At 44.3% G+C, this 23058-nt stretch carries 29 protein-coding genes; 21 read left to right on the top strand and 8 right to left on the bottom strand.

Going from position 1 to position 23058, the window contains the following annotated elements; genetic code table 11:
- Positions 1-827: 827 nt before the first annotated feature.
- The gene (locus QUA70_RS16685) at positions 828-3608 is read right to left on the bottom strand and encodes a phycobilisome rod-core linker polypeptide (protein ID WP_333348625.1); all 2781 of its coding nucleotides are present in this window, start codon (positions 3606-3608) and stop codon (positions 828-830) included.
- Positions 3609-4083: 475 nt separating this feature from the next.
- Between QUA70_RS16685 and QUA70_RS16680 the strand changes: the two genes are divergently transcribed.
- Both QUA70_RS16680 and QUA70_RS16675 read left to right on the top strand, forming a co-directional pair.
- A complete protein-coding gene (locus QUA70_RS16680) occupies positions 4084-4260 on the top strand; it encodes a hypothetical protein (RefSeq protein ID WP_333329328.1) in 177 nt (58 codons plus the stop codon).
- Between the two features lie 37 nt (positions 4261-4297).
- A complete protein-coding gene (locus QUA70_RS16675) occupies positions 4298-5548 on the top strand; it encodes a class I SAM-dependent methyltransferase (protein WP_333348627.1) in 1251 nt (416 codons plus the stop codon).
- 206 nt (positions 5549-5754) lie between these two features.
- On the opposite strand, the gene QUA70_RS16670 is transcribed toward QUA70_RS16675, so the two are convergent.
- Positions 5755-6036 carry a hypothetical protein gene (locus tag QUA70_RS16670; RefSeq protein WP_333201940.1) on the bottom strand — a complete coding sequence of 94 codons (282 nt, stop codon included), beginning with the start codon at positions 6034-6036 and terminating at the stop codon, positions 5755-5757.
- Between the two features lie 183 nt (positions 6037-6219).
- Between QUA70_RS16670 and QUA70_RS16665 the strand changes: the two genes are divergently transcribed.
- The 7 genes from QUA70_RS16665 (at position 6220) to QUA70_RS16635 (ending at position 10414) form a co-directional block, all read left to right on the top strand.
- Entirely contained in the window at positions 6220-6396 is a 177-nt protein-coding gene (locus QUA70_RS16665) for a hypothetical protein (RefSeq protein WP_333348629.1), read from the top strand.
- Between the two features lie 91 nt (positions 6397-6487).
- The gene (locus QUA70_RS16660) at positions 6488-6733 is read left to right on the top strand and encodes a hypothetical protein (RefSeq protein WP_193972035.1); all 246 of its coding nucleotides are present in this window, start codon (positions 6488-6490) and stop codon (positions 6731-6733) included.
- Positions 6734-7131: 398 nt separating this feature from the next.
- Positions 7132-7704, top strand: a complete 573-nt coding sequence (locus tag QUA70_RS16655) for a hypothetical protein (protein WP_333410503.1) — start codon at positions 7132-7134, stop codon at positions 7702-7704.
- On the top strand, positions 7697-8677 hold the full coding sequence (locus QUA70_RS16650; RefSeq protein WP_333348633.1) for an SEC-C domain-containing protein: 981 nt from the start codon (positions 7697-7699) through the stop codon (positions 8675-8677). The genes QUA70_RS16655 and QUA70_RS16650 overlap by 8 nt, the downstream gene beginning before the upstream one ends.
- Positions 8678-8751: 74 nt before the next feature.
- On the top strand, positions 8752-9414 hold the full coding sequence (locus tag QUA70_RS16645) for a hypothetical protein (RefSeq protein WP_333348635.1): 663 nt from the start codon (positions 8752-8754) through the stop codon (positions 9412-9414).
- A gap of 177 nt (positions 9415-9591) precedes the next feature.
- Complete coding sequence (locus tag QUA70_RS16640; protein ID WP_333348636.1) at positions 9592-10185, top strand: Uma2 family endonuclease; 594 nt, start codon at positions 9592-9594, stop codon at positions 10183-10185.
- A 34-nt stretch (positions 10186-10219) separates the two neighbouring features.
- Positions 10220-10414 (top strand): type II toxin-antitoxin system HicB family antitoxin, encoded by a 195-nt coding sequence (locus QUA70_RS16635; RefSeq protein WP_333348638.1) that lies wholly within the window; start codon positions 10220-10222, stop codon positions 10412-10414.
- Here the strand turns inward: QUA70_RS16635 and QUA70_RS16630 are convergent.
- Both QUA70_RS16630 and moaA read right to left on the bottom strand, forming a co-directional pair.
- Entirely contained in the window at positions 10334-10846 is a 513-nt protein-coding gene (locus QUA70_RS16630) for a hypothetical protein (protein WP_333348640.1), read from the bottom strand. The two genes, QUA70_RS16635 and QUA70_RS16630, sit on opposite strands and share 81 nt — an antisense overlap.
- A gap of 61 nt (positions 10847-10907) precedes the next feature.
- Entirely contained in the window at positions 10908-11897 is a 990-nt protein-coding gene (gene moaA, locus QUA70_RS16625; protein ID WP_333348641.1) for a GTP 3',8-cyclase MoaA, read from the bottom strand.
- Between the two features lie 177 nt (positions 11898-12074).
- Between moaA and QUA70_RS16620 the strand changes: the two genes are divergently transcribed.
- The 9 genes from QUA70_RS16620 to QUA70_RS16580 all read left to right on the top strand — a co-directional run bounded on the left by QUA70_RS16620 (position 12075) and on the right by QUA70_RS16580 (position 18959).
- Entirely contained in the window at positions 12075-12524 is a 450-nt protein-coding gene (locus tag QUA70_RS16620; protein WP_333348643.1) for a nitrate reductase associated protein, read from the top strand.
- 329 nt (positions 12525-12853) lie between these two features.
- Complete coding sequence (locus QUA70_RS16615; RefSeq protein WP_333037348.1) at positions 12854-13315, top strand: ATP synthase subunit I; 462 nt, start codon at positions 12854-12856, stop codon at positions 13313-13315.
- Between the two features lie 55 nt (positions 13316-13370).
- Positions 13371-14126: a F0F1 ATP synthase subunit A gene (atpB, locus tag QUA70_RS16610; RefSeq protein WP_333348645.1), complete on the top strand. Its 756-nt coding sequence runs from the start codon at positions 13371-13373 to the stop codon at positions 14124-14126.
- Positions 14127-14254: 128 nt separating this feature from the next.
- Complete coding sequence (gene atpE, locus QUA70_RS16605) at positions 14255-14500, top strand: ATP synthase F0 subunit C (RefSeq protein ID WP_242717122.1); 246 nt, start codon at positions 14255-14257, stop codon at positions 14498-14500.
- 97 nt (positions 14501-14597) lie between these two features.
- Positions 14598-15083 (top strand): F0F1 ATP synthase subunit B', encoded by a 486-nt coding sequence (locus QUA70_RS16600; protein WP_333348647.1) that lies wholly within the window; start codon positions 14598-14600, stop codon positions 15081-15083.
- An 87-nt stretch (positions 15084-15170) separates the two neighbouring features.
- The gene (locus QUA70_RS16595) at positions 15171-15698 is read left to right on the top strand and encodes a F0F1 ATP synthase subunit B (RefSeq protein WP_333348649.1); all 528 of its coding nucleotides are present in this window, start codon (positions 15171-15173) and stop codon (positions 15696-15698) included.
- A 3-nt stretch (positions 15699-15701) separates the two neighbouring features.
- Positions 15702-16247, top strand: coding sequence for an ATP synthase F1 subunit delta (gene atpH / locus QUA70_RS16590; protein WP_333348651.1), 546 nt, complete (start codon positions 15702-15704; stop codon positions 16245-16247).
- Between the two features lie 111 nt (positions 16248-16358).
- Entirely contained in the window at positions 16359-17876 is a 1518-nt protein-coding gene (atpA, locus tag QUA70_RS16585; RefSeq protein WP_333348652.1) for a F0F1 ATP synthase subunit alpha, read from the top strand.
- A gap of 129 nt (positions 17877-18005) precedes the next feature.
- A complete protein-coding gene (locus QUA70_RS16580; RefSeq protein WP_333348653.1) occupies positions 18006-18959 on the top strand; it encodes a F0F1 ATP synthase subunit gamma in 954 nt (317 codons plus the stop codon).
- 150 nt (positions 18960-19109) lie between these two features.
- Here the strand turns inward: QUA70_RS16580 and QUA70_RS16575 are convergent, their stop codons facing one another.
- Both QUA70_RS16575 and QUA70_RS16570 read right to left on the bottom strand, forming a co-directional pair.
- Positions 19110-19418 (bottom strand): DUF2442 domain-containing protein, encoded by a 309-nt coding sequence (locus tag QUA70_RS16575; protein WP_333348655.1) that lies wholly within the window; start codon positions 19416-19418, stop codon positions 19110-19112.
- Complete coding sequence (locus QUA70_RS16570; protein ID WP_333054534.1) at positions 19399-19635, bottom strand: DUF4160 domain-containing protein; 237 nt, start codon at positions 19633-19635, stop codon at positions 19399-19401. Before QUA70_RS16570 ends, QUA70_RS16575 begins: the two co-directional genes overlap by 20 nt.
- A 108-nt stretch (positions 19636-19743) precedes the next feature.
- Between QUA70_RS16570 and QUA70_RS16565 the strand changes: the two genes are divergently transcribed.
- On the top strand, positions 19744-20112 hold the full coding sequence (locus tag QUA70_RS16565) for a hypothetical protein (protein WP_333327230.1): 369 nt from the start codon (positions 19744-19746) through the stop codon (positions 20110-20112).
- 38 nt (positions 20113-20150) lie between these two features.
- Here the strand turns inward: QUA70_RS16565 and QUA70_RS16560 are convergent, their stop codons facing one another.
- Together QUA70_RS16560 and QUA70_RS16555 are read right to left on the bottom strand one after the other, a co-directional pair.
- Positions 20151-20363, bottom strand: coding sequence for a helix-turn-helix transcriptional regulator (locus QUA70_RS16560; RefSeq protein WP_332958465.1), 213 nt, complete (start codon positions 20361-20363; stop codon positions 20151-20153).
- Between the two features lie 57 nt (positions 20364-20420).
- Positions 20421-20633 (bottom strand): helix-turn-helix domain-containing protein, encoded by a 213-nt coding sequence (locus QUA70_RS16555; RefSeq protein WP_006631112.1) that lies wholly within the window; start codon positions 20631-20633, stop codon positions 20421-20423.
- Between the two features lie 191 nt (positions 20634-20824).
- On the opposite strand from QUA70_RS16555, the gene QUA70_RS16550 reads away from it, so the two are divergent.
- Positions 20825-21268, top strand: a complete 444-nt coding sequence (locus tag QUA70_RS16550) for a hypothetical protein (protein WP_333327228.1) — start codon at positions 20825-20827, stop codon at positions 21266-21268.
- 451 nt (positions 21269-21719) lie between these two features.
- Positions 21720-23054, top strand: coding sequence for a restriction endonuclease PLD domain-containing protein (locus QUA70_RS16545; RefSeq protein WP_333348659.1), 1335 nt, complete (start codon positions 21720-21722; stop codon positions 23052-23054).
- The last annotated feature ends 4 nt before the right edge of the window (positions 23055-23058 follow it).

Raw genomic sequence — 23058 nt, 5'->3', positions numbered from 1 at the left:
TATTCTGCTGTTTTATTTTGCGGTCAATATCTTGATGTAGCTCATAAAATTTTAGATTTTAAATTTTAGATTTTAAATTTTAGATTGGTAATGACTCATCACTATCGGGGTTGGCTTCTTCCCTCCCTGGCTATTTTTTTTAAACTTTTATCATAATACGCGCTAACCAATTATACCTAATTTTTACATACAGGGAATGAAGGGAAGTCACTAATACCCGATAGCTAGGCAATCGCTCTGTCTCGATCGCGATTTTGTATATTGAAATCAATGACGAAGAGTGGGCCGTAATGTTCTCGCCTCAAAGTGGCTATTTTAGTACGGTTAACCGAATATATAAAGTGCGGGAACTTGCACCCGCCCCGATGCGGTTATCAAGTCAAGATCAACTCAAATCTGAAACCTCAAATTTAATTGCTTCAGCCAATCCCGTGGTAGATTTAACACTGTTAGCTGCACCGATTCGGCAGATTGGATATTGCCCAAAAACGGATGCTAGAATCCTACCATTTTAATGAAACTAGGACTTCCCCACGCTTTCTTCAGAAACCCGGTTTTTTTTTATATTTCTCCTTACTAAATCTCTTATTTTCGTAAAAAACGGCTTTCTTAGCACACTCTCTCTTCCCTAACTCTAAGCTTTTTGCGCCCTCTGCGGTTATTTCAAAAAGTCTTTATCCAACTAAAATAAAACTTTTATATCCTCTTTATCTGCGGTTAACAATCCCCAAATTATACAAAAAAAAGGGCTGGCAATTACGCCAGCCCTTCAACTAATTTTAGATATTAAATTATTGCTAATTTAACATCTAAAACCTCTAATCAATCTAGCTTCTGTCAGTAGCAGCTACTGGCTCAAAGCTTGGAACCACCAACTCATCATTCTGCTTAGTGAGTTGATTGTACAGCCGTTCGGTATTCGGGAAATTCGCAGCAGGCAGAGTCGGGAAGCGACGGTAAGGAACAGTATCCTCGCCAAACGCCTCGGCATATTCAACGCTGTTCAACATCGCGTTGATAAAGCCCTTAATCCCTTTACTTGCCAAGATTTGGTTGTACGTCCGAATCTCCGCTTGATTGCGGGGAGCGCGGCCCAAGAAGTGCTTGGTTCCCAACTCAATCACCTTAGTATTGGGATAAGGTGCGTAGAACTGTTTGACATACAGCGACGAGCAGCCCAAAGCCTCAATGAATTCCTTGAGATTGATTTCATTGTTGCCCAGTTTGCTTTCCAGCGCCGTGAATTCATTCTTCACAACATAGGGGTTGATGTCGCGCTCAAAAATTTGACGGTAAGCAGCTTGAATTAAAGTTTTCAAAGCTACTTTGTCCGAAGTAGTCGTCAGCTTGAACACCTTAGTTTGTTCGCGCCGCTTGCTGACACCTTGAGCGAGGCTATTTTGTAACTCGAAATCGCCCCGATCGAGCGCAGTGCCGAGTTCAATAAATCGAGGAGTTTCGGGCGTCTGAGCTTGGACATTTTGCTCAGCGACGGAACCCGATCGCATCGTCCGCATCGACAAACCACCGGGAGTTACATAGCGCTCGTAGGGCACTGTATCTTCCCCAAAAGCTTCGTTGTACTCCGTGCTGTCCAGGATGCTATCGACCAGCGCGTAGAAACCCTTCTTGGCGCAAATGTCAAAGTAAGCGTTCATTTCCTGGCGGCCATAGGTAGGGCGTCCCAGGAGTCGGCGGTGAATGTACTCGATCGCCTTACAAACGTAGAGCTTGCTCCAGTACATATTGCGGAACACGTCAGACTTCGCCAACATCCGAATAAACTCGCGCATCGGAATCTCGCCGTTTTCCAGCTTAATTTCCGCCACCTTTTGGCGCTGGCCGTCGAACACGTCGCGACCGAACACTTGCAGGTAAGCTGCCCGAATCACCGCTTGGGTGGAACTTTCGGTAAATTTGACACTGGAAGCACTGCTGTAGCCGCTGCCTACAGAAGCACCGCGGCCAGTGGTTTTTCTCGGAGCACTGTAGCCACCCGGCAACTGGTCTAATTTAAAGACCTTGGGGCCAAGAGAGCCGGGAGCCTTGCCGCGGGCTTGCGGGTTGCTCAATTGGTTTTCAATCCCCGCACCTTGACGGATCAGGATGCGGCGGGTGTCCTTGCCGAAGGGAGCGGGACGGCTCTTGGGGTTGCGAGTTTCTTGCGGGAAAATCGCGCCGAACTGAATTTCTAAGGGGTCATTGCCAACACCGTAAACGTGCTGGTCTGGTAGTGGCTGAGTGTAGCCTGCGAACAAAGTGATGAACTGAGGAACCTTGCGGAACGGAGCGCTGAAATTGAACAAATCAATTTGCGGGCCCCAGTTGCGACATTCCTGAGCTTCTTGGCCCAAACCGCGCAGGTAAGGCACTGTTTCTTCGCCGAAGTAATCGGAATACTCCTGGGAATAAACCATTGCGTCTACGAGGGCTGCCAGGCCGCCTTTGCTGACGATCGCAAAATACTTGCTAAATTCCTCCCGCGAGCTCAAACCGCGACCTAGGAAGTGACGGGCGGCTAATTCTACAGCACGGCTGTTGACAAACGGCTCGTAGAATTGCTGACGGTAAAGAGGAGATTTGCCAAGGCGGCGAATAAACTCTTTCATGGAGATTTCGCCATTTTTGACCTTGGATTCCAAGTCAGAAATGCTTTGGCTGTATGCGCGGCTAATGTCGCGCTCGAATACTTGGCGGTAAGCTGCTTTGATTACTTCTATCTTTTCGGCCGACGACAGACCGGTTTTCATGACGAATTTCGATCGCCGCTCGGCTGCGTTGAAGTAGATTTGAGGCAGTTGCAAGCCTTGCTGGTCGTTGCTTTCGCGCTGCCGGACCTTATCTGAAGGTGTGGGAGCTTTGAATTCGGTAATTGCTACGTCGAAATACTGTCCGACGATCGCACTTGCCTCTGCATTGTTTTTGAAATAGCCCAAAGATGCTGCCTTCATTTCCTGCATTGCCACAATTGTGGCCGCCGAAGAGCAAGCATTTTCGATGATTTCCCGCAATCCACGCACGTTCACCGAAATAATGTTCGGGTCGCCCGCGACAATTGCGTAGGTGATGTAGCGCAAAAACCAGCTCAAGTCCCGCAGAGATTTTGTCATGTTGCCCGGGCCGTAGCGCGAGACATTGATCGGCTGAAATCCTGCGGGGATTGGGCCGCTGTAGCCGCCACCGTTGCCAGAAAATAGATTTCCTAGCCCCAAGAAACCACCGCCGCCACCGCCGTTGCCGCCAGCGCGGCTTTCTACGTAGGTGACATTTCCCAGTTTCATGCCTTCAGAGACATTCGCCGTACCGCCACGAGCCGCGCCTGCTACAGCCATCGCAGGTTCTTGTGGTCTTTCCAAAAATGCCAGCGGGGAACCGCCGGTAAAAATCCGGTTGGCTGCGCGAGATACTATCAGTTCCGAATTTTTGGTCAGCGTCGCAGAGATATCGATCCGAAGAGCCCCTGAACTGAAATAACTTGCCAGTTCGCTGAGTTCGCCCCGCTGTAGAAAGCGGTCTTGCTGTTCTGCTTGCGAAATTGTTGCGACCGGTACAGTTTGATATAGTTGCGGACGCGCAACCGAGCTTCCACCACTTGCCTTTACAGTCATTAGACTCCTTCGCTCCCTATCTAAATCGTTGTAGCATTTACCCAGACTAACCCTGCCTTCTCATGCAGGGCAAAGTAGGTATTTTTGCTTTGTTTACTTTTTGCCTTTACCCGTCACGAGGTTCGGGCGCGCTTACTTTCTTAGATTAAAATGTTTTGGTTTCATCTTTCTGCCTGCCGGGAAATGTCCGGTCAGAAGGCAGGCACGGGGTACTCCCTCCGCTGCGCTCCGCCCGTACACCCGTGAAAAAAAAGACTTGGCAGGATATTTGACGAGTGGGCGATCGCAGTAAGTGCCGTCAATTAAGGGAAAAGAAAATCAAAAATTTTCTTCTGCCTTTTTCTCTTGCCTTTAACTTTCTGCTTAAAGACGCCTCCGCTTTACCCGAAAGCTCAGCGGTAGCGGTGGGTTATTGACAGTCCTCGTTTGTTAAAAAGCCTGTCGAGATTTATTGTATAGATTTAAGAGAGCGTATATGAGAAAAAATGATAAGTTTTATTACGCCGAAGCTGTCAGGGCTTGGCAGTCATGGGTTAGTCGATCGCCCGATCCCTCTGTTTCAGGCTTCCCAACTTGGCGAAACGCCACTTTTGTTGCGATTAACGAAGCATTAGAAGTGCATGGCCTAGCGCTGTTACCCCCTAGCTACTGACAACGAATCTCAAAACCCACGCACTATTACCTCACCTATGGATACTACGCCTGATATCAGCGCTGCCGTGCGGCGGCTTTACGATACTTTCCCTTTCCCGCCCGATCCTTTGTCCGATGAACCGCCCCCTGGGTACAACTGGCGCTGGAGTTGGCCTGATGCTTACAATTTTTGCACCGGCCAAAAGCCGCCAAAACTGGATATTCGGATTTTAGATGCTGGCTGCGGCACTGGTTCGAGTACGGATTATCTGATTCACCTCAATCCCGAAGCTTCGGTAACGGCGATCGACCTGAGTGAAGGTGCTTTGAAGGTAGCACAAGAACGCTGTCGGCGATCGGGAGCGCGCGAAGCAGATTTTCGCCACCTCAGCCTGTACGATGCCGCCGAGTTAGAGGGCGAGTTTGATTTGATCAACTGCGTGGGCGTGCTGCACCATTTACCCGATCCGATCCGGGGCATTCAAGCGCTGGCTGCGAAGTTGGCGGCGGGCGGTTTAATGCACATTTTTGTGTATGCTGAGCTCGGACGCTGGGAAATTCAACTGATGCAAAGGGCGATCGCACTTCTCCAAGGCCCGCAAAAAGGTGACTATCCCGATGGTGTGAAAGTCGGTCGTCAAATCTTTTCTTCTTTACCAGAAAACAACCGTCTTGTCAAGTACGAGAAACAGCGTTGGGCAGGAGAAAATCAGCGAGATGAATGTTTTGCTGATATGTACGTTCACCCGCAGGAAATTGACTACAATATCGAGACTTTGTTCGAGTTAATTGACGCTTCGGGATTGGAATTTATCGGTTTCTCAAATCCGGGATATTGGCAGTTAGAAAGACTTTTGGGGAAAGCGCCGGAATTGATAGAAAGATCTCAGGGTTTGACGGAACGGGAGCTTTATCGATTAATTGAATTGTTGGATACGGAAATCACTCATTACGAGTTTTTCTTGGGCAAAAAGCCTGTTAATAAAATTGATTGGTCGGACGATAAGGCACTTTTGGCGGCAATTCCAGAGTTGAGTGGTTGTATGCACGGTTGGCCGAGTCAACAAGTGTTTGATTGCAATTACCAATTGCTCAATTTATCAAGTGCTGAATTTGAGTTTCTGCAAGGTTGTGCACCCCCCCCAGCCCCCCCTTATCAAGGGGGGGAGAAAGAGGGAACCTCGCTTGGGCAAGGTAAAGGAGAGAAGACTGTTGGGGAGATTTTAGGGAATGTGGAGATTGGATTGGATGAAGTGCGATCGATCTTATCAAAACAGCTAATTTTGCTAACACCCGGTAAAATCTAAGGGCGGGCAAGATGCCCAACTCCTACTCCCCACAATCAAATTAGCTTTTTGTGGAACAGGCATCTTGCCTGTTCTTTGCTCGGAGTATAATTTATGTTAAATTCCCCATTAATCAAGGCTTTACAGTTGGAGGATTAACAGCCGTAATTTGTGAATAACGAGCGAAATCAGCAATGTTAAAAGTTAGGATATGGGTGAAAGCATATTTAACCTCTGTCTCCATAAATGCTCTCTCTGCTAATAGCTTCATCTGAAAGAGTGGGGAGATTTAGGGTACGATGACTGTCTACCCATTCTTGAAATGCTATTGACCATTCTGTTGGGGTAGCTGTTTCATAAAATGGACGTTGTTGAGGTTCAATTAGCTGTTTGAGCATCGCATCTAGTAATGGTTTAATCTGATCCGCCGTGCGGTTGGTGATTTTTCCCAAAACTTGAGTAATCGTCTGTATCTCTTGTTCGTGAGATTGCTGAAGATTGTGCAGCATAGTTATCCTTGAGTGTAAGTTTTTGGGCTGATGATAACAAAATCAATGGCTCTTTTTAAATTGATTTTAATATTATAACTCTAGCGCAAAGCCTAGGAAGTAGGCGATTGCTCGTTCCTAGACTCTTAGCCTGGGAACCAGTCCAAAACTTGTGCTGAGCGAAGTCGAAGTATCCAAAATGGATTGACACAGGCCCCCGTCTGCGGCTACGCTTTGAAGTTAGAGGTTGCTTTACTTGAAGAGGAAGTAGCCGGCGTCGCCCAAAAATCTAGTTGCACTGCCCAAAGCTGTTGCGAGCAGCAATGGACAGCTCACCGCCAAACTGGTATCAGCAGTCTGGAGGCTAACGGAGTATCTTAACATCCTCTGTAGCCGCCCTGCTATGCGTTGAAAAGCGGGGCGGCTGGGTTTTTGGGTTTTTCTAGAAAACCCAAAACCAGGAGAACATATTATGTCACAGGAATTCTTGCCTGACGACAACAAATTCGATCGGCCAAATGACGACTCAGCAGCAGAATCGGAACAGGATGTGGTGTGTGTAACGGTGACAGGTTCGCCCAAGGGTGTCAGGGAAACCATACTCACTTTGTACCGCCTGGGATTTGCCCAAGTTGGCGATTGGAGTCCCGTACAGCGTGCAGCCAATCCGAAGCAAGTGATGAGTGTGCTGATTCGCCGTCGGAAGCGCAAAGCGTAGGTGTTTGCTCGTTCCCAGGCTCTAGCCTGGGAACACATTCCATGAGCATCTGCCTCCTGTTTTTATTTTTATCCGTTAGCGAGGCAGATCCTCTGGATCTCGGTTCCCAGGCTAGAGCCTGGGAACCAGTTAAGAAGACCAACAAATATCAGGCACGTTACTTTACTAAATCAGGATAAGAGCATATCCTGATTTAGAGCCTCAAACATCTATAAATCAAGCTAGGCGGGGATACTCGAAAATCCCCAGCCAAAGCTTGGAACCCTTACAGGCAAAAATAGAGTGTTTCAAAGTTGGGTGCAACTTCCAGCAAGCGACAAAGCGACATCGGAGCAGGGGGTACAACATTAAGTTATAATTCTAAATAAAACCGATATAGAAAGTCGTATCCAACAAAAATGGCAGAAAATATGGAAAATGCTCAAGAGGTCAAAGATCAGTTTGTCGTAGAAAAGTCTGAGGTATCTTTCAATACTTGGTTGGCGAAACCGTATGTTTCTGATAATCTTCGCCAGCAGTTATCGCAGTCAAATATCTTGCTTTTGCCTCTAGAAAACTTCAGAGAGGGTACTGGAATTATTTTCCCCACAGGGACAGATGATGTTTTTAGCTACTTGAAAGAAAATTCCCCGGAGAATGTTTGTGTTGATATTTTAGTTGAGGATAGTGATTATAAAGAAATTGCACTTTTTAGCGACCTTCTCATACTATTAGGTGGTTTTATTGTAACGTCTTTAATTGCTCCAATTTTTGTTAATTTAATATCAGATTACTTACTTAAGAAGAGACTGCCTCAAAAAACAGCTAGTCAAGTAAGAATAGAAATTTTGGTTGAGGGTTACAAAGAAACAACTCGCGTGTACTACGAAGGCTCTGTGTCAGATTTTTATGAAACCGTTTACCCTGTAGTTGAATCACTTAGTTCGCAGCTAAATGAATTGAAAGAGTTACCTTCTGATCGCAATGAATAAGCTGAATCAATTAAGTGAAATCAGAAAGGTATTAAATAATTTTCTTTTTAGCCTTAATGAAGTAGAGCTAGAAGGTATTTTGATCAGGTTGGCAGAATTAAAAAGTTACTTTATCGCTGAAAATAATCAAAAAAGCTTGAAAGAGATTTGGTGTCTTGAGAAAATTATAGCAATTAAGAAAAAATATGTACTTGCTTTTTCTAAACTTAAGTCTAGAGAATATTATGAAGCTTGGTGTCTCCTGGAGGAAATAGAAATTTATTTAAGTCAGCTTTTTAGACATCTTAAAGAGGAGGACGAATTATTCTTTCTAATCGTTTTTATCGAGCAGCATAGTCTTCAGTATCAGTCTTTATTTCCATATAGCCTTTTTGCCAGCCCTGAATTCACAGTAAAAGATAAAATTTGTAGTATATGTCATAAAAAAAATTCGATTCGTCATTCTTGTGGACATAAGAATGGCGAGATTTATGATGGAAAAATGTGTTATCAAATATGGGAGGGAATTGAGTTTGTTTTATTAGCTATAGTTGAATTTCCTGTACAAAAGTTTTCCGTATTTTTTTTATCAGATCCTAACACGGGAGAAACGGTTGATCACTATGACTACGGTCTCCTTGAGTATCTCATGGATTGCTTACAGTCCCCTTTCCATTTTTGGGGAATCCATAACACAACAATAAGCCACCCTCACTCTAACTATCTTCATATTGAGCCTGATGATTATTGTCCCTGCGGCTCAGGTAAGAAATACAACCATTGTTGTTTATTAGAAGCGGGTGTTCTTCAACCGCATTGCGAACTTGGTTTATCCGTACCACCACCCAAAGACATAGAAAAAATAAAGTACCCAAAACTTATTTCAGAAAAAAAAGTTAAAGCATCAGCTCCAGCTAAAAACCATACATTGCTTGCCCTCTCCGACTATCTAGTTCAAACGGCTAAAGGTGACTTTGTTCAAATTAAGCTCTAAATCTGGAAAACACTACATATGATAGACTCTGTGCTAAAGATTAAACAGTTCAATTCCTTAATTTCATTTTTACTATGCTAACAATAAATCCTGAGTCGAAAAATATATTAATTTTGGCTTTTACTGGGAGTATTTTATGTGGAACATGGTTAGCATATAAACTAAAACTATTTAACTTTTTTAGTACCATTAATGACGAAAAAAAACTACTTTTACCTTCATTTCTATTTTTGTTTTCTCCATTTATATTACCATTTATTTTTAGCCACTATATGTTTCCTCAATCACCGGGTATTTATATTATTTTATCTGCAATAGTTTCAGGTATAATGCTACTAACTAGCAATTTTATCAATAATAAATTTCAACTTCAACGAGAAGAAAAACAACGCATCTGGCAAGAAAAAAGTGAACAACAAAAATGGTTTCGAGAAAAAATTTATGATTCTTATAAAACATCAATTCAGCTTTTGACAGAAATTATTCAAGTACGACATGAAATGGAATTTGGAAGTATGCGTACTCAAGAGAAATTTGTTCACTTAAACAAATTATACTTGGAATTCAACTCTGAATTTGAAATAATAATGATTGATTATCCAGACAAGGATTCTGAAGAATTTAAAGAAATATATGAGCCAATGAGGAAATATATGCAAGAAAATCCTTCAATTGCACGAATTTATTTTAGTGAAATAATGAAGCATGACTCAAGAATAAAAAGTATGAATAAATGATGCTAAAATCTCTGGCAGAGCCTTAAAAAATCTTGCCCGCCACCGCTCCAATCCGATCGCCCCGTGTCGATCGGACAGTGCTACCCAGCTTGTTAATTCAATGAAAATCACTGCGACCGCCGCTTCCCTCGGATGTGTAAGTATTTTAATAACAATAGCAATCCTGGAAGGTAAAAGATGACACAAGCCCACAAACAGAAACTTACCTTTGAAGAGTACCTCACCTATGAAGACGACACCGACAACCGCTACGAATTAATTGACGGAGAGTTAGTAACATTGCCACCCGAATCCGAACCCAACACCGCCATTGCTAACTATCTACTATTCACTCTGGCTAGTAGCGGGTTCATCCCACTGAGGCTGATCAGAACACATATGTGCGAAATCCAAGTTCCGATCCTGCGGGAGGGCGACGCAGCTAACCGCTACCCAGATTTGGTGGTTTTGCGCCCCGAACACATCTTGCTGACAGCAACCAGGCTAACCATCACCCAAACTATGCCACCTCCTCAGTTGGTTGTCGAGGTTGTTAGTCCAGGTAGAGTGGGGCGCGATCGCGATTACATTAGTAAACGAGCTCAATATGCAGCGCGGGGTATTCCTGAATATTGGATTGTTGACCCTCAAGAGGAGATAGTAGCGGTACTACGACTAGAATCAGGTGAGTATGTCGAAGTTGGGGTTTTTCAAGGGGAACAAGCGCTGATATCGCCGACTTTTCCGCAGTTGAACTTGACGGCCCAACAAGTCCTGGAAGGGGAGCTTTAGCCGCCGATTTACAAGGAATTCACAAGGAGAAAATATGAAAATTAGAGCAATTATTCATCCCGCAGAAGAAGGTGGCTATTGGGCTGAAGTACCTGCACTTCCTGGGTGCATTACCGAAGGAGATACTATGGAAGAAGTGATGGCTAATTTAAAAGATGCGATGGTCGGTTGGCTCGATGTTGCTAATAGTCGCGTAGCCTCGATCTTTACCCCACTCTATCCAAGCTGATGCCATCTGTTTTACCCTTCCCTTTTGTTCCGGTTTAATGGGATTTTTACCCGTAATTTCATTCAATGCAGCTAACCAGTAAAGGGGATTTTTTTTCAGTTCCGATAGCAACAGCGGTACGATTGGAGAACCCATATTAATAATTTCCTGATATGCAGGATGCTGAGACATTTGAGCTGTCGAAGACATTCCCCCAACTTCACTCTGCCATTCCGTAACAAGAGTATAAAATTTGTCAATTACCTCGATCGCAATTTCAGCATTTTGATGGCAAATATCTCGATCGGTATTTGCTGCGGGATTTTCTCGTTGCGCGATCGAGCTTTCAATGTTCATCAAGACTAATTCTTCGATGGATACATTCATCTCAGCAGCAACTTTTTGTAGCTTCAGCATCAGCAGGTCTGAAATGGCGATCGAGATGGTGTTCATCTGACTTACAAAATTGGATGATGTCTTAAGTGTACCAAATAAATTATCGATTTCGAGGAGTTCACCCGCCGATTTGAGACATTGTGCGGCTGTAATTTCCTTGAGTAGTTCCCGAATCTCGCTGCTTGAAATTAATCTCCGGTTTAATCTCTAATATGTGCCTCACTCGATCGCGCAATTCGCTGATAGGAGTCCCACCACGCAGAGCAGTTTTTAAGTCAATTTGCCCGGTTTCGTTCAGCAGACAAGGCCGCAGCCACCCGTCAGCAGACAAACGCATCCGGTTGCAGCGATCGCAAAAACACTCGGACATTTGGCTGATAAACCCTAAAGTGCCCTTCGCCCCCGGAATTTGAAACACATCCGCCGGCCCATTTCCGCGAATTCCCGACTCGGCTAACCCGTATTTTTCGCTAATTTGTTGCCGCAATTCGGCTGATGCTACCCAACCTTTATCGCCAAATAAATCCCCATTGCCGATCGGCATAAACTCAATAAAACGAACGTGCCAATTCCGGTTAATAGTTAACGCCGCTAAATCCAATATTTCGCTGTCATTCACACCGGGAATTACCACCACATTCAGTTTCAGCGGGTCGAATCCTGCTTGATAAGCCGCTTGAATTCCCTCCCAAACCTGCGTCCATCGCGATCGTCCCCGACTACCAATTATCTTATCGAAAGTCTCCGGTTCCAAGGAATCCAAACTGATATTAATCCGGCGCAAACCAGCATTGTAGAGATTTTCCGCCATTCCCGCCAGCAAAAAGCCATTAGTTGTCATTGACAAATCTCGCGTTTCCGGCATCGAGGCGATCGACCTTACCAATTCCACCACCCCAGGCCGCAGCAGCGGTTCCCCTCCAGTCAAGCGAAACTTGGTAAATCCCACGGGTATAAAAACTTCCCGCAGCAGAGTTAGCAATTCCGAGTGAGTTAACAACTGCTGCTGCAATACATAGTCCAACTCGCTACCTTCCGGCATACAGTAGAGACAGCGGAAGTTGCAGCGGTCTATCAAGCTAATCCGAAGGTAGTCTACGGTATCCATGTCAATAGTTTGTAATATTATTTAATTATAAATGCTGACTCGATTTTCTGCAATTATTGATAGATAGCAATAAACCTGCATCAATTTCTTTTCACCTTCCCCCTCCTCTCTTACTCTGCGCCCTCTGCGGTTAATAAAAAAAATCTCATTCACAACTCAAATAAACTTGCTAAATATATGTTCTTTGAATTTGAAGCTGATTTTGTGGAAGCTCTGCGCTGCATTCCGATGCAAGTACGTCTCAAGTTAGATACTTGCGGCATTAAATTGAAGTTGCAGGATTGGAATCATTTCAACCAAGCAGAACGGCAAAGTCTTGTAGAGTTACCTTGCTTAACAAAAGCCGAAATTATTGATTACCGAGAAAAGCTAAATCAAATATTAATTCAACAGACAGGCAAACCGGGAACTGATTTGGCGGTTGATGAAAATCCCCCGTGGATGGATGCTGCAACTGTACCGGAGTCTGTTTCTGCAAAAGCGCAAGAGCTCGGCGTGACAATTTCTTTGGCACAGTGGGCGAGTTTGCAGCCTCTACAGCGATTTGCTTTGATTAAGCTTAGTCGATCGAGCCACGAGAATAAAAACTTTCTCCCGGCGCTTCAAGAGTTTAAGGTTATTGAATGAGATCGAATTTGAATTAACTCTTGTAGCGCGCAGAGGCAGACAAGGGAGAGTTACCTCATCGATTCGCACGATCAGCCTCTGTCCCTTCTCACTAAGTGAGGCTTACTTAGTGAGAATCAAGAGAACAATGTGTAACTAAGTGCAGTGTGGCGGTGGGAGATTTAGGGTAAGGTCGATCGGACATTTAACGGGTTGAGGTTTCCGAAGCGCCCGACACCAAATTCCGAAAATATGATTAATTTTATTTTAAGTATTGTTACCGCAGCGTGGTATTATTTTTCTGAGTTTGCAAAGCACTCGCCTGCTACCTGCATTAGTTTCTGAGCTTCGTGAACACGCAAAACACACCCACCGAACCCACACCAGCAACCGAGGATATTCCTCAAGCTGGCACAGTCTCAACAGTCTCGACAGTCTCGTCCGAGACAACGAATCCCATGCAAGACTTTTATCGCCTCCAACAAGAGTTGTTGGCGTACACCCTTGCTTTTACGGCGATTATTTTTATCTCCGTTTGGATTTTTTACTCCCTCAACATTGCCCTGAATTATTTGCTTGGGGCGGTCACAGGTGTGGTTTACTTAAAGATGTTGGCTAGAGACGTTGAACGAATCGGCAGCCAAAATCAACGCATCAGCAAGACAAGGCTCGGTTTGTTTTTCGCGGTGATGATAGTAGGAACACAGTGGAATCAGCTACAGATTTTACCGATATTTTTGGGATTTCTGACTTACAAAGCTGCGCTGATGGTTTACGTGATCCGAAGTGCATTAGCACTAGATTACAGGTAAGTCAGGTAAGAAGAGCAAAACTCAACTCATCGATTTGTATGGGGAAGCCCGTTGAATGGCAATGCTTGACGTTCTAAACACCTTTAATCGTTTCCCCCTCGCCAAATTGGAAGTTGGCCAGCAGTTGTACTGGCAACTCGGCAATCTGAAAGTGCATGGACAGGTTTTTCTAACCTCGTGGTTTGTAATTGCTGTTTTAGTCGTAGTTTCGATTTTAGGAACCCGCAAAATCCAGCGAATTCCCAGCGGAATGCAAAATTTTATGGAGTATGCGCTGGAATTTATTCGGGACTTGGCTAAAAACCAAATTGGGGAAAAAGAATATCGCCCTTGGGTACCGTTTATTGGTACATTATTTCTGTTCATCTTTGTGTCAAACTGGTCTGGCGCTCTAATTCCTTGGAAGCTGATTAAGCTGCCATCAGGCGAATTGGGAGCTCCTACCGCTGACATCAACACGACGGTAGCATTTGCACTGCTGACTTCTCTAGCATATTTTTATGCAGGTCTCAGCAAAAGCGGCTTGGGGTATTTCGCCCACTATGTTGAACCGGTGCCTTTCATGTTGCCGTTCAAAATCATAGAAGATTTCACTAAGCCTCTGTCCCTAAGTTTCCGTTTGTTTGGCAACATTCTTGCGGACGAATTGGTGGTCGGAGTGCTAGTGTTGCTAGTGCCTTTATTTGTTCCTCTGCCAGTGATGGTTCTGGGACTATTTACCAGTGCAATTCAAGCTTTGATTTTTGCAACCTTAGCCGCAGCCTACATAGGTGAAGCTCTAGAAGGCGGTCACGGCGAAGAACACCATTAACTAACGATAAACGGCGAAGAATGAAGGAGGAAAAAGAAAATTTCTGAACTCAAACTTTCTCCAGTTAAATCGGACAATTCTGTAGACTATCTGTTCTCAATTTTGTACTTTAGATAAGGAAAATCATCATGGACTCAACAGTTGCTGCCGCTTCCGTAATTGCCGCCGCTTTGGCAGTAGGTTTAGCCGCAATCGGCCCTGGCATCGGTCAAGGTAATGCAGCAGGTCAGGCTGTAGAAGGGATTGCCCGTCAGCCGGAAGCAGAAGGTAAAATTCGCGGCACTTTGCTGTTGAGTTTGGCGTTCATGGAAGCGCTCACAATTTACGGTTTGGTCGTAGCCCTAGTGCTGCTGTTTGCCAACCCCTTCGCATAATAATTGGAAATTTTAGATTTGAGGTTTTGGCGATTCTAATCCAAAATCTCAAATCTAAAATCGATTAAGCGAATTAGATGGAAGCCGTCAAAAAATCATGATGCACTGGACAGTATTACTAGCAGTTGAAGAAGCGGCTAAGGAAGGGGGACTGTTTGATATAGATGCTACGCTGCCTCTGATGGCGGTGCAGTTTTTAATTCTAGTCGCAGTCTTGAATGTAATTTTTTACAAGCCGCTCAGCAAGTCAATTGACGATCGCGCCGATTACATTCGCAACACTCAAGTCTCCGCCCAAGAACGCTTAGCAAAAGCTCAGCAAATGGCGCAGCAGTACGAACAAAAACTGGGAGAAACTCGCAAACAGTCTCAATCAGTAATTGCTGCAGCTCAAGCTGATGCCCAAAAAATTGGGGCAGCCAAAGTAGCTGAGGCTCAACAAGAAGCTCAAGTCGCGCGGGAAAAGGCTGGGCAAGAAATAGAGCAGCAAAAGCAAGAAGCAATGCGCTCACTAGAACAACAAGTAGACGCGCTCAGCGGCCAAATTCTCGAAAAGCTATTAGGGCAGTCGCTGGCCAAATAGCGAGACCGAAGAGTTTTAGATTTTTGATGCAATCTCAAATCTAAAATCGCTTCACCCAATCTGCACGCGCAATTATGGAAGAGTATCATGGGGACTGTTTTATTGCTAGCCACAGAAGCTAGCGGCGAAGGTGGTTTCGGTTTAAATTTCGATATTTTAGAAACCAACCTGATTAACCTGGTCATTATTATTGCAGTGCTGTTTTATTTCGGGCGCGGATTTGTAGGTAAAATCCTGACAGAGAGGCGTTCGGCCATCCAAGAGGCGATTCAAGATGCAGAAAAACGCCAAAAAGATGCAGCAGCAGCTCTAGCAGAGCAACAGCAAAAATTGACTCAAGCGCAAGCAGAAGCCGAACGAATTCGTGCCGCTGCTGAAGAAACTGCCAAGAAAGCAAAAGAAGCAATTCTAGCTCAGGCAGCGCAAGACGTTGAACGCATGAGAGCAACAGCAGGTCAAGAGTTGGAAGCGGAGCGGGAAAGAGCGATCGCCCAACTGCGATCGGCGGTTGTATCTCTGGCATTAGCAAAGGTGGAAAGCCAGCTAAAAACTAGCTTGGACGACGGCGCTCAACACCAATTAATCGATCGCAGCATTGCGTTAGTGGGAGACTAAAACGTGAGTAAAGTCAGCACAGAAGTCTTACAGCCTTACGCATCTGCCTTGATGTCACTGGCTCAGTCCAACAATCTCTCAGAGAAGTTCGGCGAAGACATTCGTTCCTTACTGAGCCTGCTAGAAGGTTCGGAAGACTTGCGTCAATTTTTAGCCAATCCGCTGATCAAACCGGATGCTAAAAAAGCCGTGATTCAGCAAATAGCGGGTGAAGAAATGAACCCCTTGATGCACAGCTTTCTGAAGCTTTTAGTAGACAAAGGAAGAATTCTTTTTTTAGAAGGAATTGGCAAACAATACTTGGCAAGGCTCCGAGAACTCAACCAAACAGTATTGGCTGAAGTTACATCGGCTGTCCCGCTTTCAGACGCTCAACAGCAGACTGTTCGCGAGAAAGTGCAGGCGATGACCAGCGCTAGTCAAGTAGAAATTGAAACCAAAATAGACGCAGATTTAATCGGCGGTGTGGTAATCAAAGTAGGCTCTCAAGTAATTGATGCCAGCCTGCGGGGACAATTGCGCCGTCTGGGACTTCGCTTGAATTCCTGATAGTTAATAGCTGATGACTATTAGCTAATTTAATTAGCAGTTAACGGTTGGTAGTTTTGAACAACTGATAACTGACAACTGACAACAAACAACTGACAAAAAACAACTGACATGGCAGCAATCAGACCTGACGAAATTAGCAGCATTATTCGCCAGCAAATTGAACAGTACGACCAAGACGTAAAAGTCTCTAACGTCGGTACTGTTCTGCAAGTAGGCGACGGCATTGCCCGGATTTATGGCTTGGATAAAGCCATGTCTGGGGAATTGCTAGAATTTGCCGACGGCACTGTGGGCATTGCACTGAACCTCGAACAAGATAACGTGGGTGCAGTGTTGATGGGCCAAGGTCTCGGCATTCAAGAAGGTTCGGCAGTTACTGCTACTGGCAGAATTGCTGAAGTCCCCGTGGGTGAAGCAATGTTGGGACGGGTAGTTGATGCTTTGGCCCGTCCGATTGACGGCAAAGGAGAAATTAAAACTACTGAATCTCGCTTGATTGAATCTCCGGCACCGGGGATTGTTTCTCGCCGTTCTGTTTACGAACCGATGCAAACAGGAATTACCGCTATTGATGCGATGATTCCGGTGGGAAGAGGACAGCGGGAACTGATTATCGGTGACAGACAAACCGGTAAAACTGCGATCGCGATCGACACAATCATCAACCAAAAATCGGAAAACGTGATCTGCGTTTACGTAGCGATCGGTCAAAAAGCTTCTACAGTAGCTAACATCGTCAACGTCCTGCAAGAAAAGGGCGCGATGGACTACACGATCGTAGTAGCAGCCAACGCTAGCGACCCCGCAACCCTGCAATACTTGGCTCCCTACACAGGTGCTAGCTTAGCCGAGTATTTCATGTACAAAGGCAAGCACACTTTGGTCATTTACGATGACCTTTCCAAACAAGCACAAGCTTATCGCCAAATGTCCTTGTTGCTGCGCCGTCCTCCCGGTCGCGAAGCTTATCCCGGAGACGTGTTTTACCTGCACTCTCGCTTGCTAGAACGCGCTGCTAAATTGAGCGACGATTTGGGCGAAGGCAGCATGACTGCTTTGCCAATTATCGAAACCCAAGCTGGTGACGTTTCTGCTTACATTCCGACGAACGTAATTTCGATTACCGACGGTCAAATCTTCCTTTCTTCTGACTTGTTTAACGCTGGTTTGCGTCCCGCAGTAAACCCCGGTATTTCGGTATCGCGGGTAGGGTCGGCGGCTCAAACTAAGGCGATGAAAAAAGTAGCCGGTAAGGTGAAATTGGAATTGGCGCAGTTTGAAGAACTGGCAGCATTTTCTCAGTTTGCTTCTGACTTGGATAAAGCTACTCAGAATCAATTGTCGCGCGGTCAGCGCTTGCGGGAACTGTTGAAACAGCCCCAAAGCTCGCCTCTGCCGATGAACGAACAAGTGGCTGTAATCTATGCCGGTATTAACGGCTATATGGATGACATTCCTGTGGAAAAAGTCAGCAAGTTTACTGTTGGTTTGCGCGACTATTTGCGGACTAGCAAGCCGCAGTACGGCGAAATTGTTCAAGGCGGAAAAGCCTTGACTGATGAAGCTGAGAAGCTGCTGAAAGAAGGTATCGCAGAATACAAGCAAACTTTCTTGGTTTCTGCGTAAATCGAGTTGGAATTTTGAACCGCAGATGAACGCGGATAAACGCAGATTATCGGAAGTTCATCTGCGTTTATCTGCGTTTATTCGCGGTTTTAATTAAAAAGATGCGGGCAAGGGACTAAGGAGAAAATTATGGCAAATCTGAAAACTATTCGCGATCGCATTAAGTCGGTCAAGAACACTAAAAAGATTACAGAAGCAATGCGCTTGGTGGCCGCTGCAAAGGTGCGCCGCGCTCAAGAACAGGTGACTGCAACTCGGCCTTTTGCCGATCGACTGGCAGAGGTATTATACGGTTTGGCGGAACGCTTGCAGTTTGAAAACCTGGATTTGCCGCTGCTGAAAAAACGCGAAGTGCGATCGGTGGGACTGTTGGTAGTTTCGGGCGATCGGGGTTTGTGCGGCGGCTACAACAGCAACATCATCAGATACGCCGAAAATCGCGCTAAGGAAATCAAAGCTGAAGGCTTAGACTACAAATACGTGTTGGTAGGACGCAAAGCTACTCAGTATTTCCAGCGCCGCGAACAGCCGATCGATGCTACTTACGCTAACTTGGAACAGATTCCAACAGCACCGGAAGCAGCCATGATTGCGGACGAATTGTTGTCGCTATTCCTGTCAGGAACTGTGGACAGAATTGAGTTAATTTATACCAAGTTTGTGTCGCTAATTAGTTCGCGTCCGGTAATTCAAACTTTGCTGCCCCTCGACCCCCAAGGTTTTGAAGTGCAAGACGATGAAATCTTCCGCTTGACATCGAAAGGCGGAGAGTTTCAAGTATCGCGCGAAAAGGTTTCTGCACCTACTATGAAAAGTTTGCCCCGCGACATGATTTTCGAGCAAGATCCGGCGCAAATTCTGGAGGCTCTTTTGCCCTTGTATTTGAACAACCAATTGCTACGGGCTTTGCAAGAGTCTGCTGCTAGCGAGTTGGCGGCGCGGATGACGGCGATGAACAATGCTAGTGAGAATGCTAGCGATTTGATCGGTAGTTTGACGCTGACTTATAACAAGGCGCGGCAAGCGGCAATTACTCAGGAAATCCTGGAAGTTTGCGGCGGTGCTGAGGCTTTGAATGGTTAGGTTAGGGTTGACAATTTGTTGATTTTATGGTATGCGTCTGGGGGAACTCAGGCGCTTTTTTTTTGAAGATGATTCGGCGGTTGAAACCACTTCTTGTCAAACGAAGTCCGCCTGCGCGGACTAAGAAGGAGATTGAAGGCGGATTTGGTATTAGAGTATTTTCCCGCGTTCTTCTAACCACCGCTGAAATGACTTCTGACTTTCTCCAGATGGTTTACCGAGAATAATATTTTTGATGCTAATGTCTTCGTCAATATCAGACCAGTGGATTCCCTCATTTCCACCAATAAATCGCCAATTATTGCGTTCGTTTGATGTGCTATGCAATAGCCGAGGATACCAGGCTAAAGGAACAGAAATAGTACGACCATCGGATAGATCGACTGTTAGCGCGTCGTCTGTAACAACTACGTTTTGTGCTTGGGGGATTTCTAGCAACTCAACCATTAAAGAAGTCATTCCAACCTGCTAATAATTGCTGTTGATGTTCTTCAACAAGTTTCTGAATGCCATTGATTTCTGTACGATTGAAGCCTTTATTATTTTGAAGGCGAACTGGACTAAGCCAAAACTTAGCTTCTTCTCGATCGCGCTCAACGTGAACGTGGGGTGGTTCATCCCGATCGCCCGCATAGCAGAAGAAACGGTATGGGCCGACTCGGAGTAACGTAGGCATTCAGACTTATTAATCACAAATTGACTTCTCTATTTTAACCGATGCACGAGCTTTCATCTCTGATATAGTCGAAGTATTGAACGCGATTGTGCGATCGTCTTTAAAAAAATGGCAAAAAAAATTTGGATTGTCTACAAAACCGAAAGCATGAGTGCTCCGGGCTGGGAAGAACGTCAGCTTATGCCGAGGGGCTGTCTCACTAATATACTTTGGGAAAATTGGACTTGGGAAGAAAACCCAGAAATTCCTCAAGTAGGGGACAAAACCCGCGATTATGAAAATATATCTGACCCCGGTAATGGAGTCACCCACGGGAAAGATGGAGATTGGGTAGTTACTCGCGTTCAGCAGTTTTCTGCTTCCGATACTGAGGAGCGAATTGTGGTGTGTTACTGTTCTTACCAACCTGTTACATCTGATTGGGAAGCGCTACAACGGGGTGAGTCTGTCAATCAGATGCTAGCAACTGTCGAGTAATATTATTGACTGGATAATTAGTCTGTAAAAGCGATCGCCTATTCCTGCACAATCTCATACAAATCTTCGATCGACAAATCAAAAGTCCTTGCCAACTTATGCAAGGCTGTCACGTCAACTGTTGCTAATCCGGGCGATCGGGCATAGGTTCTGAGCGTACTGTAGACTACGCCCGATCGCTCAGAAACCTCTTTTAGAGTCCAGCCTTTCTCGGCAGCAAATTCTCGAACCCGCAACTTAATTAAGCCCATAAGCTCTTGAGATGTGATTGAGATAAGTCATTCGATTGTACTGTAAAAAGCGATCGACTACTCTTTGACGACCTCAACCAAATCTTCCACCATCACGTCAAAAGTACGTGCCAACTTCAGCAGACAAGTAAAATCAACCATTGCCATTCCCGGAGAACGTGAATAGGTGGTGAGTGTGCTGTAAATGACTCCCGATCGCTCAGAAACCTCTTTGATCGTCCAGCCTTTCTCAGCAGCAAATTCTTTAACCCGCAATCTAATTAAACCCATTGACAAAAAACTAGATTTAGTTTTTAATAAAAATATCGTAAAAAGCGATCGCCCCAACGTCTGGAAAACTTAAAGACGATCGCCTATCAAAGTTCAAATCCCATCAACTGGGATTTATTAACCATCTGAAATTCCCATCAAGTGGGATGTATCAACCATTGAAAATTCCCATCAAGTGGGATGTATCAACCATGTTAGCAAGCTTTCGACCAAAATCAACCCCCAGACACAGATTGAGCCGGTTTGTGACGAAAGAGGCGATCGCGTGGCTGCTGAAAATCAAGGTAGAACAAATATATCGCTTCGAGTGTTGGGCGCATATCCTGTACGTGCACGCCAAAGGCATGAGTCGGTTTGTGAGTTATGCCGACTTTCCGCCTGTTTTGGGAGTGGAATCGCCCTCTGGTTTAGATTTTGGTTATTGGAAGCGCCGTTGGGCGAGTCAGAAAGAGAGAAACGCGCCGGATTTTTGGGTAGATTTCTATGCGGATAGATTTCAGAAAGCTGTTTATGTTTCTGAATTGTTGGAGTGGGGGGAAATGGTGGGGGTGATTAAATTGATGTTGGGGGCGATCGGGCTGGAGTCGCTGCGAAAGGTTTACGCCCAAGAAAAATCTCTGCTGCAACATTTTTAAATTATGACTAAAACACGGGTGATTAGAAACCGGTTTTTTTTGCGAAAATACGGCATCCCAGCCTTTAACTAAGTGAAAAACCCGGTTTCTTTGCTGTGCGTAACTCTCATAAATCCGATCTCTGCCACAAATATTCAAAAATTGGTTCAAGCTCGACTGCAACAGTTATAATTTCTCCATGCGTTTCCCTCTCTATCCCTTGTTAAGCCCATGAGTAACCTTTCAAACATCCCAGGCGATCGCGGGAATTACAGGCTAAGTCCGCTCAGTCTGCGGTTATGCGTTTGGTGGGTTCCCGCCGTCGGAGTCGCAGTAGGCTTTGATTGAGTTGGTTGATTATGTTTTTAGTCAACTTTATTAGGTGCGAGCGCGCAGTTTTAGGGAAGATAATCAAGTTGTGGTTTATATCTTACCTAAAAATTTTTATATCAATTAATTGGAGGTATTTACGATGAATTATCAGTTTTTGTGCGACAATGAAGAAAACTTAGAAAATAAAATCAATATTTTATTAGAAGATTCCAAACAATTTTATTGGAGTGAAATTTATATTTTTTCTGCTTTTATTGATGATGATGGAGTGGAAAAAGTAAAACAAATTCTCTTACACAATTCTTTAACAGAAAATGCGAAAGTTGTGATTGCCATCGGCGGCAAAGACTTCTTTAATGAGATTAAAAATATTAAAAAATTATTAAATTTTATCGAATCAGAAAAATCAAAACAACTTAAGAATAAATCTGTTCAGTTTATATGCCCTAAGAATAACTTTCATATCAAAGCCTATTGTTTTTTAGGTCGGAATCGGAACAAGATAAAAGCTGACATTCAGATAGGTGTTTCGATCATAGGGTCATCTAATCTAACCAAGGCTGGTCTTGAATGTCAGGGAGAATTATGTATTAGTATCGTCAACTTCAACTTAACAAAAACATTAATTGCTCGTTTGTCTAAGATATATATTGATTCTAATGAATATGATTTATGGGAAGAAATAATTAACAAGTACAAGAACGATCAATATAATTCATGGGGAAAAAGAATTAAGGAATTTGAAGAAAAAATTAATAACTATAATGAAGAGTCTCCTGAAAATCAAAATGAAGCAGAATCTAACGAGGGTCAAGATCAAGCACCGCCGCCAAAGGGTAAATTCATTGAACTAGGTGTCTTGACTGATAGTGTTCTTATTGACAAGGGAACTAATCTCCTTAATGATAGTGAGAAAATAAGTTGTTTTCACTCGTCACACATAACTATAGAGCAAGCGAAAAAGAATTTTCCAAAAGGTTCTTTATGCCTATTGCTAACGGAAAAAAAGATATTTGAAATTGTTAAAATCATGGATTACGAGGATGACAAACAACCGACACAAGGATATTTTATAAGATTCAAGTTTAATGTGGCGGCTTTTTATTATGATGATATTCGTGAAATCCTTGATGATAACAAAGAAGAGTATGAAAAGATAAAAAGAGCTGAGGAAGAGTATGAGGGATATATGGCAAGGGATAAATACCCTGAATTAGAATATGCAACTCTAAATATTTTTGAAAAAAAAGTTAAGGAATATCAGGACATGATCAAAGATCGGAATTATCAAAAAGGGCTAAAAAAAGGTAAGAATAAGATGCAATTAGAAATTGACAGAATATTACAAATTGGCGATCCCATTAAAATGAAGGAAGAGCTAGAATTACTCCGTCAATTCATTAGACCTCTTGCAAAAAAAATCTATGCTATAATAGAAGGTTTTCAATTTAATCCCCCTAGAGCTAACTCATAATTAT

The sequence above is a fragment of the Microcoleus sp. LAD1_D5 genome, assembly GCF_036702115.1.
GTDB lineage: Bacteria > Cyanobacteriota > Cyanobacteriia > Cyanobacteriales > Microcoleaceae > Microcoleus.
This window is presented reverse-complemented; position numbering and strand designations above follow the sequence as displayed.